The sequence below is a fragment of the Clostridium sp. KNHs205 genome (assembly GCF_000702945.1).
Classification (GTDB): domain Bacteria; phylum Bacillota; class Clostridia; order Lachnospirales; family Lachnospiraceae; genus Anaerocolumna.
In genome coordinates this window covers 708530-727834 of the sequence record NZ_JNLE01000005.1, presented here as the reverse complement: position 1 = coordinate 727834, position 19305 = coordinate 708530, and the positions used below count along the sequence as shown (strand labels likewise).

Sequence of the window (19305 nt, the reverse complement as noted above, 5' to 3'; positions counted from 1 at the left end):
ATCTTATTTAATTAATTATTTATTTCCTTCAGGAGTGCCTGAATTTCTTCTGCCGTTATATTTCCGCCAAAGGATAAGGTGCAATGAAGAGGCGTTCCTTCAACCATTTGCCGCAGCATCTCAGCAGTGCCTTCACCAAGAGATTCCTCAGCACTGCCTTCCAGTGCAGGCATAAGGCGTCCGCTGTAGCGGGATATAATTTCCGATCCATTGGGAACATATTTCCGTATATCTGAAAGGGTAGTGGTTTCGTCGGCAATAAAGGGAAGTTTCTTTGTACCGGTTAGGAAGATGTCTTTATAAAGCCTGATATCACGTGAGGAGGCTCCAACCATAATAGTGAAATTGCCGGTCTCAACATACCAATCCCCCAGCGCTTCGCTGTAATAAGCAAAAGCACGGCTGTCAAGGGTAAAGGAAACATCCTTTTCTTCACCGGGAGCCAAAGCTGTTTTTACAAATCCCTTCAGCTCCTTATCAGGACGTTTCACAGAAGAAGCCTTATCCTGAATATATAGCTGTACCGTTTCTTTGCCAAAGACTTTACCTGTATTTTTAACCTTAAGAGTAACTGTAATGGAATCAGTATCTGAAAGGTTTGAATCGGGAGTGATTCTTAATTCACTGTATTCAAAAGTAGTATAGCTTAAGCCATAACCAAATGGATATAAGACCTCCAGGTCTTTGGTATCATAGTAACGATAGCCAATGAATACTCCTTCATTGTATACCACTTCTTTTTCGGTGCCGGGGAAATTAAGATAAGAGGGATTATGCTTTAAGGACAAGGGATAACTTTCTGCCAGTTTACCGCTTGGGTTAACGAAGCCATAAAGCAGGTCAATTGCTGCACCGCCTACCGCCTGGCCTCCCAGATAGAGTGAAATCAAGCCTTTGACATCGGATAACCAGGGCATTCTGACAGGGGAACCGTTATGCAGGACAACCACAAGATTTTTCTGTACTTTTGCAATCTCCTGAATCAGATAATTCTGGCATTCCGGTAAATCCATGTGTACCCTGTCGTACCCTTCACTTTCAAAGGAATCGGGAAGTCCCGCGAAAATGACAGCAACTTCGGCTTCTCTGGCTGCTTTTACCGCCTCCTGTAAGAGGGTTTCATCTGTTTTATCTTCTTTGGTATCATAACCTTGGGCATAAGTTATCTGACTAATTTCTTTTACTGCCTCCAGTGCACTGGTAACCTGATAGCTGTTGATGTGACTGGAACCGCCACCCTGATAACGGGGTACCTGAGCAAATTTACCGATAAAAGCAGCTTTTATATCTGATTTTAAAGGCAGGATGGATTCATTCTTTAACAAGACAGCACTTTCTGCCGCCGCCTTTCTGGCGAGAGCGTGGTGAGCCTCTTTGTCGTAACTGGCATTCTCTTTTTTGTTATCATAATAATGTTTAATAAGTTTAAGGACTCTTCTAACAGAGGTATTCAGTATTTCCTCTGATAATTCACCGGATTTAACAGCCTCTACAATTTCCCGGTCCCTGATTCCGTTGCTGCTTGGCATTTCCAGATCAAGGCCCGCCTTTAAGGCCTTAACCCTGTCATTCATTGCTCCCCAGTCGGTCATAACCAGACCATCAAAACCCCATTCCTCTCGCAAGACCTTGTTCAGGAGCCAATCATTTTCACAAGCATAGGTTCCGTTGATACGGTTGTAAGAACACATCAGTGTTGTGGGCTTTGCCTCTTTTACGATAGTTTCAAAGGCAGCCAGATAGATCTCTCTTAAGGTTCTTTCATCTGCTATGGCATTAATGCTCATTCTGCGGTATTCCTGATTGTTTACAGCAAAATGTTTCACACTGGTTCCGATGCCTTTGCTTTGTACACCGGTTACAAAAGCAGCCGCCATCTTACCGGTAAGGTATGGATCTTCAGAATAATATTCGAAATTACGGCCGCAAAGAGGAGAGCGCTTCATATTGACTCCTGGGCCCAGCAGAGTTGATACGGATTCCGCCTGGCATTCATCACCTAAGGCTTCACCGATATGCCTGGCCAGTTCTGTATCGAATGAGCAGGCAAGGGCAGAGGCAGTAGGAAAACAGATTGCTTTTATACTGTCTGCAAGTCCCAGATGATCGGACTCCTCTGCCTGCTTTCTAAGGCCATGAGGTCCGTCCGTAACCATAACAGCAGGAATCTGTAAACGTTCAATACTTTTTGAGTGCCAGAAATCTGCTCCGGAACATAAAGCTGCTTTTTCCTCAAGTGTCAGTTCTGATAATAGCTTTTCAACATCCATAAGATTCTCCTTTTACAAATATATGTTTTAAGGTGATGAGGGACACGTGTCCCGATATAATCTGAATATAGCATTTATCAAAGGAGAAGTCAAGTAAGAAGTGTGAGATTAAATTGCTGGCTACCTAATTGCCTTCCGCAAAGACACGGAGTTATTGACAATTATATACCGCACACCTATAATGTAGTGCATAAAAGGAAGGACTAATAAATAGTCAGAGAACGGAGAACACAATGCCTAGAATATTGGACAAAATGGATGAAAACATACTGGATGTTTCCAGGGAACTGTTTCTGACCAGAGGTTTGCGAGCCACTGAAATGAAAGATATTGCTGTAAGGGCAGGGATTGGAAGAAGTACCCTCTACAGACATTTCACCGGGAAAGAAATCATAGCGTTTTATATAGCAAAAGACATTCTTACTGGTTTGCGGGAACTTACAGATACGGAGAGTGAGAGGCTTAACAGTCTGAATAACGGTTATGAAAAATTGGAAGAGACTATGCTTCTCTTTACTTCTAAACTAATAGAGAACAGAGATAAGGTTCGGTTCCTGGATGAATTTGATCAGTACTTTACCGATGATTATCCGGCTTCGGAAGAGGCCGATGAGTATATACAATTCAACAAAAATAAAGATACGGTCATGTACCAGTATTTTCTGGAAGGAATGAAGGATGGAAGTATAAAAGCAGTGAAGGATGCTGAATTTAAGATAGATGTCCTGCTTAATACAGCCCTTGGCATCGCCCAGAGAATTATACCCAGAAGAGAACATTATCTGGAGGAACACGGTTATTGCGAAGAATTGCTGAAGGAAGCTGTAAGGCTTATTCTGTTAGGTATTAAAGCTTAAATAACAGGAATAATACTCTCAGGACTCTCCTGACCCGGTTAGAATATTATTGAATAAATATTCGGTTTAATAAGTACAGCTTATTGAAATAAGGTCGAATTATCACTTTTAATAACAGTATTACTGTGTTATAATACTGTAAAAATACCAACGGAGGTAGTGAGATGTATTCATTTGAAGAAGTTTTGGGTTATGATCCTGAGCTTGCTGAAGCTATAACCAAGGAAATCGGAAGACAGGAAGATCATATTGAACTGATAGCGTCTGAGAATTTCGTAAGCAAAGCAGTAATGGCTGCAATGGGAAGTCCTCTTACGAATAAATATGCAGAAGGTTATCCCGGTAAGAGATATTACGGCGGCTGTGAATTTGTTGATATTGCTGAGAATCTTGCCATAGAACGTGCAAAGCAGTTATTCGGCTGTACTTATGCCAATGTTCAGCCTCATTCCGGTGCTCAGGCTAATATGGCTGTATTTTTTGCCCTTGTGAAACCCGGTGATACCATTATGGGTATGAACCTTGCCCATGGTGGACATTTAACCCATGGCAGCCCGGTGAATATGTCCGGCAGCTACTTTAATATCGTTCCTTATGGTGTAAATGATGAAGGCGTCATTGATTATGAAGAACTGGAGAAAATTGCCCTTTCCGTAAAGCCTAAATTAATCGTGGCCGGAGCCAGTGCTTATGCCAGAAAGATTGATTTCAAGCGTTTCAGGGAGATTGCTGATGCAGCAGGAGCTCTCTTGATGGTGGATATGGCCCATATTGCAGGTCTGGTAGCAGCAGGACTTCATGAATCCCCCATTCCTTATGCTCATGTTACAACCACTACCACCCACAAGACCCTCAGAGGTCCCAGAGGCGGTATGATTCTCTCAAGTATTGAATTTGCAGAGGAATATAAGCTTAATAAAGCAGTATTTCCAGGAATTCAGGGAGGCCCTTTAATGCATGTGATTGCAGCGAAAGCTGTCTGCTTTAAAGAAGCTCTCGACCCTGCCTTTAAATCCTATGCAGCAAATATTATAGAGAATGCACAAGCCCTCTCAAAAGGTCTGACAGACAGAGGTTTTAATATTGTTTCCGGCGGAACGGACAACCATCTGATGTTAGTGGATCTTCAGAATAAGGGAGTTACCGGTAAAGAGGCAGAGAAGCTTTTAGATGCTGCTAATATTACCTGCAATAAGAATACTATACCCAATGATCCTGCCTCACCTTTTGTAACCAGCGGTATCCGTCTTGGAACTCCGGCTGTTACTACAAGAGGGATGATAGCAGCAGATATGGAGGTTATTGCGGAAGCCATCAGCTTGCTGATTGCAGATGTGGAGAAGAATAAAGCACAGGCGATGGAACTTGTAAAGACGCTGACGGACAAATATCCGCTGTATAAATAGGAATCTTTATAGGGCAGTATATCGGTGGCATTTGGGGAAATTGGCTGCTAAGGTATTATATTAGTTGAAGGTCGGTTTTTGGCAAGGGGACGGCAAATTGTACAAGCCAGAAAAAACTCATGTTTCGATTACAAGGTATAAGAAGTCCTAATTCTCTGGACATTTTATGCTTGACATATTAGAAAACAGATAACTCGCTGCGCTCAAACAATCTGCTTTCTAATATAGCATAAAACATCCAGAGAAAAGGACTTCTAATACCTTTCCATAGGCACATTCGTTCTTTCTGGCTTGTACAATTAGCCTGAAATCTTGTGGTAATAAGGATTTTGACACTTGAATTATTTTTTTAAATTAACTAATGCTCGAAAGCTTAGTCTTAGAAATATAGTAAATGGCGATTAGGTATAAGTGTCGCCTGGTATTGGAAGAAAACTTAAGCTGAAGGAGCTTTTATAACCATTCTTCCGAATTTGCTGCCATATAGCGAAGGGCCTCTACAAATTTGCCAACATGAAAACCATCACAAGCTGCATGGTGGCATTGTATTGCAAGGGGCATGTAGGTTTTCCCGTGCTCGTTTCTATATCTGCCAATTGTTAAAATCGGCAGGAGATAGGCTTCACCCGAAAAGACATTCAGATTGAAGGCAGTAAAATCCAGCCAAGGGAGACTGGAAATGTTAAAAACAGCCGGGGGAATATTTTTCTGAGGAAAAAGAACACCACTCGTATACTGAGCCATGTCATCCAGGCATGCTTCATAAAATCTATGAAAGCACTTATTATATTGGGTCCACACAGCAGAAAATGTTTCCGTTTTCGTATTTAGAACCGTATACATCGGATGGATTATGTCCCAATACCCTAAATGATTTTGTTCATTTGTTGACATTCTGAACTCAGAAAATTGATTAGCTACTGTTGACAGCATATATATTTGCGCCGGATAACTTTTTAATTCCCTTGCTTTAAGTCTGGTTAGCAAGTCAGTAACATCAATATCAATTGTGAGGCTATAGGAACAACTAACGTTGTTGCTGTAATGCTCATAATGTTCCTTTCTTACCCATTGTTTCATATCTATTTCAATAAATTTCATCTTCTTTGCCTCCTAAAATTATAATATAAGTTTAGAAGGCAGCATTGCTTGTTTTCACCATATTAATTCACCGCCTTATGCTATACTAATTTCCAGTGTATAAATACTGCAGTATATAAAACTGCCAAAATAAATTTTACCGTTCCCATATCATGAAGTATTCTTTTTCTCCGGTGTTTTCATCAATCTTTTCACTCTGAATATTAAAATTACCGCGCTGGTAGAATTTTAACGCTCGTATATTTTTTTGATATACGCTCAGGAATAATTGGCTTTTAATCGTCTTAACGAAGTCTAGCAACTGTTTGCCGATACCACAGGATTGTGCATCAGCACTAACAAAAATTCCTGCGATATAATTATCGCTCATTCCAATAAAGCCTTGTATTTTACCAGTGTTTTCATCTTCATAAACATATACTTCCGATTGTGGAAACATTTCTTTCACTGCTTCTAAATTATCTTCCCAGTATTTTTTTTCAATGAAGTTGTGAGCACTAATATTAGTATTCAACCAAATTTCTGCAATTCTATCTATATCTGTTTCCTGTAATATTCGAATCAAAACTAATCTCCTTACATATATTCTTAGTTTTTTATTATAGCAGATAGCAGATAATAAATAAACACCAGTATATTTATTATATTCCGAACAGGCTGGAATCAAGCCGCACCGAAATGCATCGCTGGGCAGGGAATCCCAGAGAACGGTAAAAGAACAGCCGAAGCTGTTCTTTTATTATAAAATAGTTTATAATTCCTCAAATGATGGATTTAAAACATGATCTGGGAACGTTGTTTCAATGGTAAATTCAGTTACTGGAACACTGTAATCAACTTCTTCAAAACTAACATTATCAACCCAGGCTTGTCCTTTTCCCTGCAACAGCATTCCGATATTAAGAATTGCACTATTTTCTGGTACATCTAATACACAGGTATAATGATTCCATTCAGTTGTTCCTTTAATGGGCCGGTTTTGCATATTATCAAGTTTCAGTGTGGTTGATAAGGCATTGTCTATTCGAAACCATAATGCACACCAACCTTCCACATCAAGAGTTCTTACAAATCCGGAAAATCGCATTCTCCTGCCTAAATATTTAGCAGCATTTATTTGCTGCATGATGGTACCATATTCATCATTTGTATATTCGCTGGTGATGGATTTAATTGTAGCAGATTTGGTACCTAAATGGTAAATAGCAGAATCCAGGCCAATATGATATTTATCAGGAGCTGTTCCTGTTATAATCCAATCTTTAATGTTATTTTGTGTTTTCATATCTAATATTCCTTTCGTTAAGTTCTTAATTGCTGTCCGGTATCTTCCTGGTGGTAAATTATAGATACTTTTAAATGCTCTTGTAAATGCTTCATGGGATTCAAATTGGAAGGTTAAAGCGATATCAAGTACAGATATATTTGTATTTAAAAGCAGGCTTGCAGCACAAGCCAACCTTCGTCTCCTGATATAATCATATAAAGAAAGTCCAACTTCTTTTTGAAAGCACCTGTGAAAATAAAACTTTGAAAATCCGATTGTTTGCGAAACCTCATCTAAAGTCAGTTTTTCGTATATGTTTGCTTCTATATAATCTAAGGCGGTTTGAATTTCTTTATGTGTCATTAGCTCTCCTCCATGACCTTATTATAACATTCTGTTATCCGATAAACTTGATGGTTCTTGCCTTATCCAGGTTTAGGGTGAATATTCTCAAAGTGAGCTATTCTTAAACTTTTATGATGCTTTGTCTGGTATCACTTGGATTCCGGCTTTTTGGATTATTATTGTCAGGCATCGAGTCAGGTAATGAATTAACAAGGTATATAGATTGAATCTATATGAATACCAAATCACTTGTTAATACCTGTAGAATCAAATTAACAAGGTACATAGATTGAATTTATGTGCCAGGTTAAAGTATAATACCCCAAAATGTCAGCTTATTATCTAACATTTTGGGGTATCCTTTAAAATTATACTGTTTATATTTAGTTCTGAGATTGCGGCGGAAAATTATAACCTCTTTATTTGTTTTGTATCTATCTGTCAAATTTCCTTACAAAACAGACACCCACTGCTCCGGGACCAGTATAGGTTCCAATTGTAACGCCTATCTGAAACATAGGGTATGTAATCTTTCTGCCTATAAGATTCTCCAGTTGAGATTGTACAGCTTTGGTATCTTCCGTAGTTGTGGCATTAGCCAGGCAGAAATCGTAATCCTCATACCGTGCATTATTCTCGCTAAAGTATTCCTCTGTCATATTCAGTATTCGATCCAGAGATTTCTTGCGGCCTCTTACGTTGGAATAAGGAATCAGTTCCGCATCCCTTAATTGAATCATAGGTTTTATATTTAACATAGTACCTGCCAGGGAAGCGGCTTTTCCGATACGTCCGCCTTTCGCAAGATACTCAAGTGTATCCACAGTAAACATAATCCTTGCGGTGGATTTTATCTCTTCCAGACGCTTTACCGTATCAGTTAAAGAATAGCCCGCCTCTTTCAGATAAGCTGCCTGCATTAAAAGAATTCCCTGACCGCCGGTAGCCTGGATGGAATCCACCACCTGTATGTCAGCCTCAGGATATTTCTCAAGAGTAAGTTCTCTGGCATTAACGGCTGACTGATAAGAACCGCTGAATTTCTGAGTCAGGCAAAGACATAGTATATCATTTCCGTTTAAAATTTCTTTTTCAAAGGCATGGCAGTAATCCATAACAGAAGGAAGAGAAGTTTTTGGAAAGATTTTATCCCGGGACAGCCGTTGGTAGAATTCTTCATTGCTGATTTCCACATTTTCTTTAAAATAACGTTCTAAATCAAAAGTCACATAAAATGGTATTAATGTTATATGATGCAGATTCAGCAGTTCTATGGGAGTATCGCAGGAAGAATCGCTGAATATATGATAGCTGGCCATATATTTCTCCTTAAAAGTAATTAATAGAATTATTATAACGAAAGTCAGGTGAAAAGTACAGAGTAAGAATATTAATAATTTTACCGCTTTTGGAGAATATTAAGAGTAGTGTATTGTTTGACACTTATTTTCATCAATAAATCAGACTTTACACAAATGCATTAATTGAGTTGTTTGTTACATGCAGTAGTTACTAAATAGCTGAAGAAGTTTAACCTTTTCCATTATGTATATATCTGGATAGGAAAATGAACTTCAGCTTACAGGCACAAAAGCAGGAGCAATAACAGGATAAATGCGATAAGTGAAAAATTAATTCGCATCCTGAATTATGCCGCAACTTAAACAGTTCGGTATACAGTAGGAGTTTGTAATGAAAAAGACAACAAATATTATTATAACTTTAGTATGCCTTACTCTTATGGTTCATAATCTCAGTAATGCCATACCATTTATTAGCAACAGCTATTTCGGGGTGCAGGCAGCCTATGCAAAAGCAGAAGACGGACTTCCGTTAATATATGACAGCACTTCCGTAGATTATATGTCATATATACCGGAATTGGAGTGCAGCAGTGAGGTACAGGAAGCGCTGGCTATCAGAAATCCAGATATCACAATAGATGCTGAGGCAGCGATATTAATTGATGCAAACAGCGGAGCTATCCTATATCATAAGAATGCTACAACCCCAATATTCCCGGCGAGTACGGCAAAGGTTCTGACAGCCCTGGTAGCTCTTGAATGGTGTAAGCAAAGTGAAATGGTCAAGGTAGGAAAAGAAGTCAGCATGATACCCTATGATTCTTCCAGAGCAGGATTAAGATCCGGTGACAAGTTAAAGGTCTACAATCTGCTGGAGGCCATGCTGATACCTTCCGGAAATGATGCTGCTTATGCCATTGCAGTATATGTAGGAAGGAAAGCACTAAAAGATAAAACTGCAGGTGAAATGAAAGCTATCAGGAAATTCACAGAACTTATGAATGCAAAAGCCGAGAAACTTGGAGCCTACAATTCCTGCTTCATCTCACCGGATGGCTATGATGCCATCGGACAGTATTCAACCGCATATGACATGGCGTTAATCGGATTGCAGGCCTTAAAAAGCAAGACGATAATGAAGATAACAAAAGAAAGAACCTCAACGATAACCATGCAAAACGGAAGAACCCTGTCCTTATGGAATACCAATGCCCTCATTAATAAAGACAGCATGTGGTATGATTCCCATGTCATCGGGCTTAAGACAGGTACTACCAGTATAGCCGGACGGTGTCTTATCTCAGCTGCCGGAGAAGGTAACGCAAAGGTATTATCAGTAGTAATGCATTCCTCCAGTGCCGGAAGGTGGCAGGATTCCCTGAAGCTACTGGAATACGGAAGAAAGAAAATTAGTTAAACGGCCGGATGGCAGTGTGTAATAAGGGACAGCAGCAATGGAGTATTGCGGCTGGTCCCTTATTATATGGTGGCAAAAGGGAGTTGGTTTCAGTAGGACGGCAATTTACACAAAACAGAAAGCCCCATGCTTCAATTCCAAGGTATAAGAAGTCCTAATTCTCTGAAGCTTTTGTGCTTGACATAAGGTAAAACAGATAACTCGCTTCGCATGAGTACACTATGTGTACTCAGACAATCTGTTTTACCTTATAGCACAAAAGCTTCAGAGAAAAGGACTTCTAATACCTTTCCATAGGCGCATTGGTCTTTCTATTTTGTGTAAATTGCCTGCTTATTGAAAGGAAAATGATTTTTTATAACATGCTAAGAGAGCATATGGTACTGATGATTCTGCTATTATACTCTGTATTTGAAAAAGATGTAAAAATAGTTAACTTATTTTTGGGATTTATGCTCTTGTAAAAAAGAGGTTATGGAAACCATAGATCAGATTATTTTTATGTTGTCTGATGAAGGAGAATATTTCTTTCAATATAATATATTACCCATGTCAGAAATGGTTATAGCAGAAGTTTTCCCGGTTACCCCGTTTTGAAACAGTTTAATCTTTATAGGGCACTAAAATACTATTACTTAATAAGTTTTTACAGGTATACTCACTCATATATATCAATATTTATTTATTGATGCTGAGGTCAAAAGTCATTTTACATATAACCGAGAGTGAACTGCACTAATAAAGTATTTCAAGAAGCTCATATATAGTAGTTGATATATAGTGCATTATAATGCAATAATTTTATGCATATTCAATATATAAATTCTTATTTATCTTATACCCCCAACCTCTTTTAATTAATACAGGTTAATCTGTTCAGATACGTGTCCTAAATTATGTCTTTCCCTATACCCAGATGAGTTTGCCTTCCCTTTGGCAATTTTCTATTGAAGAGTACCTAATGACACTTAAATAGCAGCAGCTGTGACTAGGTAAAATAATACCACTGTCTGAGCTCACAACTGTACATAACGATAACTGTCCAGCGAGTTTGGTATTATTTTACCTGCCAGGAACAGTTGCTGCTATTTTAGTGGAATTTGGTGCTCTGAACAAGAAAAGGGCTAAAGGGAAGGCAAACTCATCGTCCGCCGCCAAAGACCAAATTTCCCCGCACCAATCGCCCCCACCCCCATTTTTCCTTTCCATCAAGTTGCAAATATGTTATGATAAAGGGACGGAATTTCATTTCCAAACCAACTGCCGTGTTTCATAAGTATACCGGCAGTTACTGATCCCGAAAGAAAGTTGGAGCAATATGTCTAAGAATTTATATATTTCAGAGAAACCCAGTGTAGCCCAGGAATTCGCCAAAGCCCTGAAGGAAGACTTTAAAAAGAGAGACGGCTATATGGAATCGGATAAATCTCTGGTAACCTGGTGCGTGGGTCATCTGGTTACCATGAGTTATCCCGAAAGCTATGACGCTTCGCTGAAACGCTGGAGTCTGGAGACACTGCCCTTTATGCCGAAAGATTACCGCTATGAGGTCATACCGGCTGTGGCAAAACAGTTCGCCGTAGTAAAGGGTCTGTTAAACCGTCAGGATGTTGACTGTATCTATGTCTGTACTGACTCCGGACGTGAAGGAGAATACATATACCGATTGGTAGACCAGCTGGCAGAAGTTCCGGTAAACAAAGAAAAACGAAGAGTATGGATAGATTCCCAGACAGAGGATGAAATCCTAAGGGGCATCAGAGAAGCTAAGCCTCTTAGTGCTTATAATAACCTGTCTGCTTCTGCCTATTTAAGAGCCAAAGAGGATTATCTGATGGGTATTAATTTCTCCAGAGTCCTTACTTTAAAATATGGGCAAAGTGTATCTAATTATCTGCAAGGAGAAAAACGTGCCGCCATTTCTGTGGGCAGGGTTATGACCTGTGTACTTGGAATGGTCGTAAGAAGAGAAAGAGAGATAAGGGACTTTGTTAAAACGCCTTTTTACAGAGTTTTGAATACTCTTGAAACCTCCGGAAAGACCTTTGACGGTGAATTTCGTGCAGTAGAAGGTTCTAAATATTTTAACTCCTCCTTATTATATAAAGAGAACGGTTTCAGAGAAAAAGAAAGTGCCGTTAAACTGATAGAAGAACTGCTTGATAGAACGCCTGCCTTAGAGGAACGACAGGAGAATAATAAGACGGTTTTTACAGATACCATCACTGAAGCTGAAACAGTAAATGCCGAAATAACCTCCATTGAGAAAAAGAAGGAGAATAAGAATGCTCCTCTGCTCTATAATCTGGCGGAGCTTCAGAATGATTGTGCCAGGATGTTTAAGATAAGCCCTGATGAAACCCTTAAGATCACCCAGGAACTGTATGAAAAGAAGCTGGTTACTTATCCAAGAACCGATGCCAGGGTTCTGTCTACGGCTGTTGCAAAGGAGATCCATAAAAATATCGGTGGTCTTAGAAACTATGCTATGGTAAGAGATTATGCAGCCGAGATCCTTGAAAAAGGAAGCTTTAAGAATATTGCAAAGACCAGATATGTAAACGATAAACAGATTACGGACCATTATGCCATCATCCCCACAGGCCAGGGCTTTCAGGCGCTGAATTCCTTAAACCCTACTGCCGGAAAGGTCTATGAGATAATTGCAAGGAGATTCTTAAGTATCTTTTTTCCTCCTGCGGTTTATCAGAAGATAAGCCTTACCACCAAACAGAAACAGGAAAGCTTCTTTTCAAGCTTTAAGGTCTTACTGGAGGAAGGGTATCTTAAAGTGGCGGCCAATTCCTTTGATAAGAGAAAAGAGCAGCAGGCCGACGCTAATCAAGGGAAGAACGAGAAAGAGGACAGTGAAGATACGGATTATGGTGCTGATTTTATGGAGGCTGTAAAAAACCTTAAGAAAGGCATGTTCCTGCCGGTAAAAGCCATGACCATAAGAGAAGGGGAGACCGCACCGCCCAAAAGATATAATTCCGGTTCTATGATTCTGGCAATGGAAAATGCAGGTCAGTTAATTGAAGATGAAGAATTAAGAGCCCAGATTAAAGGAAGCGGTATCGGCACCAGTGCCACCAGAGCGGAAATCCTTAATAAGCTTGTTAAGATTGATTATCTGGCACTGAATAAAAAGACGCAGATCATAACCCCCAGTCTTTTAGGTGAAATGATTTATGATGTTGTTAATTCCTCCATAAAATCCCTCCTCAATGCAGAGCTTACTGCCAGCTGGGAGAAGGGGCTTACCATGGTTTCAGGCGGAGAGATTTCCGAAGAAGAATACATGGGTAAGTTAGAGGGATTTGTAGCTCGCATGACCAATGGAGTAAAAGGATTATCAAACCAGTATGGCCTGAAGCAATACTTTGATGAGGTATCAGTTTATTATAAAAGCAAGAAATAAAAAGAGATTGCAGGTCTTAGGTATGCAGGTATATTTCATAAAATGTGGCTGAACATCCAGGTCTGCAGGCCATGAGAAAGGAATGAAATTATTATGTGGGAAGAACTTACCATTGAAAAGAATTATGATTTAACACAGACAATTGCAGCAGATATCTTTGCAGGCGTTACCTACCCCTGGGAAGTACTGCCTGCTATCGGCAGCTTTATTAAGAAGCTGGGAGAGCAGCTGGATAGTGATGAATATAAAAGAATTGGAGAAGATGTGTGGATTGCTAAATCTGCTAATGTAGCGCCTACAGCCTATATCGGAGGGCCGGCTATTATTGGGAAAGAGGCTGAGATCAGACATGGCGCTTATATCAGAGGTAATGCAATAGTAGGTGAAGGGGCAGTGGTTGGGAATTCCACTGAACTTAAGAATGTAATCCTTTTTAATAAAGTGCAGGTACCGCATTACAATTATGTGGGTGATTCTGTGCTGGGTTACAAAGCACATATGGGTGCAGGAGCAATTACCTCTAATGTAAAATCTGATAAGACTCTAGTTACCATCAGTAATCAGGGTGAAAAACTTGAGACAGGACTTAAGAAAATGGGAGCAATGCTTGGAGATAATGTTGAGATTGGCTGCAACAGTGTTCTAAACCCAGGAACTGTAATCGGTAAGAGTTCCCATGTGTATCCTTTGTCTATGGTTAGAGGTTTTGTTCCGGCAGGAGCTATTTATAAAAAGCAGGGTGAAGTGGCTAAACTTAATTAATGAATAGGACATGTCAGAACATATGCCCTGATTGTACCACTTTGGTGCATACTGTGTTGTGATTTTGGAAATCAGCACCGCAAAGGGGCTGTTGCAAAATAAAGGTAAAGCGGTAAGAAGCCTCTTGAATTTCTTGTAATTAATGGACTGCCTGTAAGATATGCTGCCGATTTTGTGTGCTTAAAGCGAACAATTTTTGTACGATTATAGCACACAAATTGGTAAGGTGTCTTTGGGTCAGTGTGTGGAGGATAAAAAAGAGGTTTATCCCTGCAACATCTTTTGAATTGCAGCTCTTCTCACAAGTTGCCTCCTCCCGAAAGAAGAACACCAGTCCAGCAATTCAGTTATCAGGCACACTCAAGGGCGTGTCAGATAACTAATGAGGTTTTAAACTACTCCGTGATTTTTAATAGTTAAGGCCTTAACCGTGTCAGATAATTAATGAGTTTATAAAACCCCTGTAATTTAATTATCTTTCCAGTCCAGGAGGGTTTCCAGAGTATTTACAAAGACTGTAAGACCCTCTTTATCCTGTTCATCAAAACTTCCCACTGAAGGGCTGTCTATATCAAGTACACCTACTATACTGCCTTTATAATGAATTGGTATTACGATTTCTGAACGGGAAGCACTGTCACAGGCAATATGTCCGGGAAATTCATGAACATCGTAAACCAGCTGAGTTTCATCCTTTAGGACAGCTGTTCCGCATACACCTCTGCCAATTGCGATATGTATGCAAGCTGTTTTTCCCTGAAAAGGACCAAGAAGTAGTTCGCCTCTTTTCATCAGGTAGAACCCCGACCAGTTAATGTCTGTTAACGCAGTCATTAAAAGGGCAGAGGCATTGGCGAGACCGGGTATTACATCAGGTTCATTATCAAGCAGAGCTCTTAACTGTCCATTGACAAGCTCATATAATTCTTTTTTATCCTTTGGATAATCGTTGGTTAATTCAACCATAAAACCCTCATTTCTGAATAAACAGCTGATTGCTTATTCTAATAATTTTAGTCAGTTAACTTCTGTTGTGTAAGCTTATGATGTGCAAGCTTATGATGTGCAAGCTTATGATGTGCAAGCTTATAATGTGAAAGCTTATAATGGGTAAGCTATTGATGTACAAGCTTTTATTCAAGTTTTTAATGTGCAAGCTTTCAATGTGCAAGCCTTTAATGTGTAAGCTTTCAATGTGTAAGCTTTCAATGTGTAAGCTTATGTTGTACAAGCTTTTGATGTACAAGCTTATGATGTACAAGCTTATGTTATACAAGCTTTTGATGTGAAACCTCTTTGAAGCTTTTTGAAGTGAAAACTATTGATGTACAAACTTCTTGAGTTAGCTTTTGTTGCATCCAGTAACTACTTGCGATTATTTAAATGCTGCTTGTACTTTTCTGCAATGCGGGTGATTCAGAACAGTTCAAGAAGTATTCAATATACCTTAAAGGATAAAATTTTATAATACCTATAATACTATGATTGGTTATAAATAAAAGCGTTATATGTATTATAATAATAAATTGGGATAACTTAATAAAGTATATCCCAATTTACTACATGTTTCAACTGGTTGAATTAACGAAAACTATTACCTTCTGTAAGGTTGGATACATACTGTTTCATTTCTGACTTGGAACGGACACTGTGGGTTCCGTCAATAACCTGCTGTTTGCCTGTATTGTCAAGTGAAGCAAAATAATTCATGGCATTCAGATTCTGTGCCAGAGCCATTCCAAGACCTAAAGGTATTTTTGGTCCGTCTGTATAGTTTAGTTCCATAGTAATTACCATGCCTTTCTAACAGCCTGTTAACATCGGTAGTTTTCCAAACTTGATTTACATAGGTACTTTATTAGTATCTCGAGAATGAGACAGATTTATGCCGTATGTTTAATTCCGGTGGCTTTCATTTTTTTCCATTTATAAATCCCGTATATTACAATTGCTAATGAGGCTGACAAGGACAGGATATTTGTTAATAGACCGGGAATCAGAGTAAGGAGCAGAGGATATGAGAAAATCATTTCCAGAGACGTATGAATTAAGACAGCACCGCACAGGTACAGGATTATTACGTGGCGTTTCATCAGATTCATAAATAGCCTGCAGCTTAGCAACAATATTGGAAGACTAAGCAGTAAACCCAATGAAATAATACGAATATTTCCGTCTGCAGCTCCTGCGATGGCTAGTATGTTGTCAAAACTTAAAGAAAGGCTTATAAAAGTAATTTTAACAATCGCTTTAGAAAGCTTTAGATCCTGATAGAGTTTATACTCACCTTCCTCATTATCTATGCCTTCTTTCTCAGGTTTTAGCATATCATAGGTAATTTTCATAAGCAGAAAACCTCCCAGTGGCTGAATGGGCAGCCATTTGACCTCCATTATAACACTAATCAAAGAGGTGAAGAGGATTGAGAAGAGCAAAGATAACGTAAAGCCGGATAAATAAGCCTTCTTACGGTTATCACTGCTTAATTTCTCAGAGACAAAGGCTATAACACTAATATTATCAAAGCTTAATATAATATTAAGCAGTGCTATATGCAGAATATTTAACATTGTAACGATAAAAGCAGACATAAATAGATCCTCCCTTTAGCTAATTTTTTCAAGTCCTTTTATAGTATTCAGGAAAGGGGAGTAGGTTACAAAAGATAATTCATTGCCTGCTAGAAGACATAAATTAAGACTGTACCGCAGCTTTGGTGTATTGTACAACACAGATACAACAAAGATTGGTTACAGTCTTTTATAAAATACGTCTAATTTTATTTTTATTTAGAGGAAATGCTGCTGCATGGCATTATAAAGTCTCAAGTACAGGTTTCTCCTGGCAATCAGGACATATGCCGTATATCTCAAGATTATGTCCGGTTATGGTGTAACCTGTCTTGGCTGCCAGGTTGCTTTCAATAGGCTCAAGGGGGCAGATATCGATATTAACCTTTTTATTGCATTTGGTACAGATAAGGGAATGTCTGTGGGTATGGTTGTTAATTTCAAAATAGGTTTTGCCATCCTGATACAGAGTCTTGATTACAATGTCTTTTTCAGCTAAAGTATTCAGAGCCCTGTAAATGGTGGAGATATTTATCTTCAGATCCTTTGAGGCTAATTCCGCAATTTCCTCTACAGTCAGGGCAGTTTGCGCAGATTCCAGCACAGAAAGGATAAGGTTTCTTTTCTTTGTCTGCTTTAAATCGGCGGATTTTAGTATATTGTTGTTCACAATGCACCTCTCCTTTTTTATCTTTATACAAATTTGTATTATTACTATGATTTATAATTTCGTACTTTTAGTAAAATCATAGTTTACTGCGTTGAAAATGTCAAGCATTATCAGGAAATGAGGGAGAATTATGAGGTAAATGGAACTGAGGCAGCGGACAATGAAGCGAGTTTCTGTTTCTTCGTTTGGTTTTCGTGAACCCTTATTCCGCTAAAGCCTCAGTAACTGTTCCCGGAAGGTTAAACTTATTTTTATTGTTTTATTATGTTTGTCTTCGTTATTTTTTGTTATTTTGTTTCGGTTTTGTTTTTTTTATTTATTGTTTGTTTCATTATTTTTTGAATTGATTTAATAATGCTTTATGAAAACAAATAATTTAATTGCATATGATCAAGGTATATTTATAAAGTATAATATTAAGGAATAATTATAAGATATAAATTTACTTCTAATTTGATAATAATTCTCGTAATAATTTTAAACCATAATTATTGATATAGTTTCGGTTTATATTTTTAATAATCTTGATAATCCTGGCTCATTAATTCAATTAGCAATGCAGCTCTGAATTAAAGCCAATTACCTTTAATTCTTCAATGAAAAATGATGTAAATTTTCAGCTAATGAGCAGTTGATTGTCCTTATTTTATTGACAAGAGAATATAATGATTGTATAGTTAAAGCGAATGTATTGCATTTGCATTTGGAATTAGATTTATATTTGGGTTTAATTATGCGTCTACGATATTTAGTTGCTGCTCTATTGAAATATAAATGTTTTACGGATGAATAGTAATTAAACAAATTTTATGTTTTTGTATATGGATGGAAAAATTTTTATACATATTAAAAGTGAAATATCTTGTTAGTAAAAAATGTTACATTGATACATGATGATTTAGTTCAGAGTAAAGGAGTTTGTATGCCGGTTAAAATTGATATTTTCTCGGGTTTTTTAGGAGCAGGTAAGACTACCTTGATTAAGAAGCTATTGGATGAAGCCTTAACAGGGGAGAAGATTGCTTTGATTGAGAATGAGTTTGGAGCTGTTGGTATTGATGGCAGAATCATGAGGGATTACGACCTTCAGATTACGGAGTTAAATGCAGGTTGTATTTGCTGCAGTATCGCCGGTGATTTTACCGGAGGGCTTAAGGAAGTCTTAACCCGTTATAAACCCGACAGGATACTTATTGAACCCTCCGGCGTCAGTAAGCTGTCAGACGTTATCAAAGGGTGTTCACCGTTCCTTAAGGATGGAAAAGCTGTGCTAAATATCTGCCTGACGGTTATTGATATTACGAAATTTAAAATGTATTTAAAGAACTTTTCGGAATTCTACAAAGACCAGCTTACCAGTGCAGGAACAATTATTTTTAGCAGAACAGCACAGGCTGACAGAGAGAAAATTGATGCTATTACTGCTGAAATAAGGAAGGCTAATAAGGTGGCTGGTATTATTACTACGGACTGGGAGCGCCTTGAGGGGAAGGCAATTTTAAAACTTGCAGAAGAGGGCAGCAGCGGTATTTTTGAAAGAGAACCTCAGAAGTCCAGAAATGTAAAAAGCTTAAGTTCTCCCGGAATCTCTGGTGCCAATGCCGGATATATTATGTCCGGTCACAAAGCGGAGGAGGTATTTTCTGTCTGGGGTCACGAGACTTCACAAATCTTTAAGAAGAGTAAAATCTCGGAGATTTTATATAGCTTTGACAGTCTGGATATGGAGATTGTTCGTGCCAAAGGGATTGTTGAGACTGAGGGTGAAAAGTGGGTGCAATTTGATTATGTCCCAGGTGAAGTTACCATGAATGACAGTTCTCCCGATTATATAGGAAGATTCAATGTGATTGGCAGTAAATTGGACAAAGAGAAGCTGAACCGTTTATTTGGTGTGAAAAATTAAGGGAATTAT

General features: G+C 38.6%; 15 protein-coding genes. 6 read left to right on the top strand and 9 right to left on the bottom strand.

Translation table 11 applies throughout. From position 1 onward, the window contains the following. Positions 1-11: 11 nt before the first annotated feature. Positions 12-2270: a glycoside hydrolase family 3 C-terminal domain-containing protein gene (locus tag BR73_RS0122815; RefSeq protein ID WP_033168151.1), complete on the bottom strand. Its 2259-nt coding sequence runs from the start codon at positions 2268-2270 to the stop codon at positions 12-14. 233 nt (positions 2271-2503) lie between these two features. Here BR73_RS0122815 and BR73_RS0122810 point away from each other — a divergent pair, with 233 nt between their 5' ends. Both BR73_RS0122810 and glyA read left to right on the top strand, forming a co-directional pair. Then, positions 2504-3127, top strand: coding sequence for a TetR/AcrR family transcriptional regulator (locus BR73_RS0122810; RefSeq protein WP_033168150.1), 624 nt, complete (start codon positions 2504-2506; stop codon positions 3125-3127). 164 nt (positions 3128-3291) lie between these two features. Then, entirely contained in the window at positions 3292-4533 is a 1242-nt protein-coding gene (glyA, locus tag BR73_RS0122805; protein WP_033168149.1) for a serine hydroxymethyltransferase, read from the top strand. Positions 4534-4986: 453 nt separating this feature from the next. On the opposite strand, the gene catA is transcribed toward glyA, so the two are convergent. The 4 genes from catA to BR73_RS0122785 form a co-directional block, all read right to left on the bottom strand. Next, positions 4987-5634 carry a type A chloramphenicol O-acetyltransferase gene (gene catA / locus BR73_RS0122800; protein ID WP_033168148.1) on the bottom strand — a complete coding sequence of 216 codons (648 nt, stop codon included), beginning with the start codon at positions 5632-5634 and terminating at the stop codon, positions 4987-4989. 136 nt (positions 5635-5770) lie between these two features. Continuing rightward, on the bottom strand, positions 5771-6199 hold the full coding sequence (locus tag BR73_RS0122795) for a GNAT family N-acetyltransferase (protein WP_033168147.1): 429 nt from the start codon (positions 6197-6199) through the stop codon (positions 5771-5773). A gap of 186 nt (positions 6200-6385) precedes the next feature. Beyond that, positions 6386-7264: an AraC family transcriptional regulator gene (locus BR73_RS0122790; protein ID WP_033168146.1), complete on the bottom strand. Its 879-nt coding sequence runs from the start codon at positions 7262-7264 to the stop codon at positions 6386-6388. Between the two features lie 416 nt (positions 7265-7680). Continuing rightward, positions 7681-8565 (bottom strand): DegV family protein, encoded by an 885-nt coding sequence (locus BR73_RS0122785; protein ID WP_033168145.1) that lies wholly within the window; start codon positions 8563-8565, stop codon positions 7681-7683. A 373-nt stretch (positions 8566-8938) separates the two neighbouring features. On the opposite strand from BR73_RS0122785, the gene BR73_RS0122780 reads away from it, so the two are divergent. From BR73_RS0122780 to BR73_RS0122770, 3 genes are all read left to right on the top strand, one after another. Further along, the gene (locus tag BR73_RS0122780) at positions 8939-9967 is read left to right on the top strand and encodes a D-alanyl-D-alanine carboxypeptidase family protein (RefSeq protein WP_051685507.1); all 1029 of its coding nucleotides are present in this window, start codon (positions 8939-8941) and stop codon (positions 9965-9967) included. 1318 nt (positions 9968-11285) lie between these two features. Beyond that, positions 11286-13388: a DNA topoisomerase gene (locus BR73_RS0122775; RefSeq protein WP_033168144.1), complete on the top strand. Its 2103-nt coding sequence runs from the start codon at positions 11286-11288 to the stop codon at positions 13386-13388. Positions 13389-13481: 93 nt separating this feature from the next. Then, positions 13482-14150, top strand: coding sequence for a UDP-N-acetylglucosamine pyrophosphorylase (locus BR73_RS0122770; RefSeq protein WP_033168143.1), 669 nt, complete (start codon positions 13482-13484; stop codon positions 14148-14150). 468 nt (positions 14151-14618) lie between these two features. On the opposite strand, the gene BR73_RS0122765 is transcribed toward BR73_RS0122770, so the two are convergent. The 4 genes from BR73_RS0122765 to BR73_RS0122750 form a co-directional block, all read right to left on the bottom strand. After that, positions 14619-15116, bottom strand: coding sequence for a GAF domain-containing protein (locus tag BR73_RS0122765; protein ID WP_033168142.1), 498 nt, complete (start codon positions 15114-15116; stop codon positions 14619-14621). Positions 15117-15731: 615 nt separating this feature from the next. Further along, on the bottom strand, positions 15732-15935 hold the full coding sequence (locus BR73_RS0122760; protein WP_033168141.1) for a hypothetical protein: 204 nt from the start codon (positions 15933-15935) through the stop codon (positions 15732-15734). Positions 15936-16033: 98 nt separating this feature from the next. After that, entirely contained in the window at positions 16034-16741 is a 708-nt protein-coding gene (locus tag BR73_RS0122755; protein ID WP_033168140.1) for a YjbE family putative metal transport protein, read from the bottom strand. A 223-nt stretch (positions 16742-16964) separates the two neighbouring features. Next, positions 16965-17390: a Fur family transcriptional regulator gene (locus BR73_RS0122750; RefSeq protein ID WP_033168139.1), complete on the bottom strand. Its 426-nt coding sequence runs from the start codon at positions 17388-17390 to the stop codon at positions 16965-16967. 922 nt (positions 17391-18312) lie between these two features. Between BR73_RS0122750 and BR73_RS0122745 the strand changes: the two genes are divergently transcribed. Beyond that, complete coding sequence (locus tag BR73_RS0122745) at positions 18313-19296, top strand: CobW family GTP-binding protein (RefSeq protein WP_033168138.1); 984 nt, start codon at positions 18313-18315, stop codon at positions 19294-19296. Positions 19297-19305: the final 9 nt, after the last annotated feature.

What these genes read in the sequence shown, in the direction of transcription:
- BR73_RS0122815 (WP_033168151.1), bottom strand. Translation starts at nt 2,270, where the DNA reads ATGGATGTTGAAAAGCTATTATCAGAACTGACACTTGAGGAAAAAGCA.
- BR73_RS0122810 (WP_033168150.1), top strand. Translation starts at nt 2,504, where the DNA reads ATGCCTAGAATATTGGACAAAATGGATGAAAACATACTGGATGTTTCC.
- glyA (WP_033168149.1), top strand. Translation starts at nt 3,292, where the DNA reads ATGTATTCATTTGAAGAAGTTTTGGGTTATGATCCTGAGCTTGCTGAA.
- catA (WP_033168148.1), bottom strand. Translation starts at nt 5,634, where the DNA reads ATGAAATTTATTGAAATAGATATGAAACAATGGGTAAGAAAGGAACAT.
- BR73_RS0122790 (WP_033168146.1), bottom strand. Translation starts at nt 7,264, where the DNA reads ATGACACATAAAGAAATTCAAACCGCCTTAGATTATATAGAAGCAAAC.
- BR73_RS0122785 (WP_033168145.1), bottom strand. Translation starts at nt 8,565, where the DNA reads ATGGCCAGCTATCATATATTCAGCGATTCTTCCTGCGATACTCCCATA.
- BR73_RS0122780 (WP_051685507.1), top strand. Translation starts at nt 8,939, where the DNA reads ATGAAAAAGACAACAAATATTATTATAACTTTAGTATGCCTTACTCTT.
- BR73_RS0122775 (WP_033168144.1), top strand. Translation starts at nt 11,286, where the DNA reads ATGTCTAAGAATTTATATATTTCAGAGAAACCCAGTGTAGCCCAGGAA.
- BR73_RS0122770 (WP_033168143.1), top strand. Translation starts at nt 13,482, where the DNA reads ATGTGGGAAGAACTTACCATTGAAAAGAATTATGATTTAACACAGACA.
- BR73_RS0122765 (WP_033168142.1), bottom strand. Translation starts at nt 15,116, where the DNA reads ATGGTTGAATTAACCAACGATTATCCAAAGGATAAAAAAGAATTATAT.
- BR73_RS0122760 (WP_033168141.1), bottom strand. Translation starts at nt 15,935, where the DNA reads ATGGAACTAAACTATACAGACGGACCAAAAATACCTTTAGGTCTTGGA.
- BR73_RS0122755 (WP_033168140.1), bottom strand. Translation starts at nt 16,741, where the DNA reads ATGTCTGCTTTTATCGTTACAATGTTAAATATTCTGCATATAGCACTG.
- BR73_RS0122745 (WP_033168138.1), top strand. Translation starts at nt 18,313, where the DNA reads ATGCCGGTTAAAATTGATATTTTCTCGGGTTTTTTAGGAGCAGGTAAG.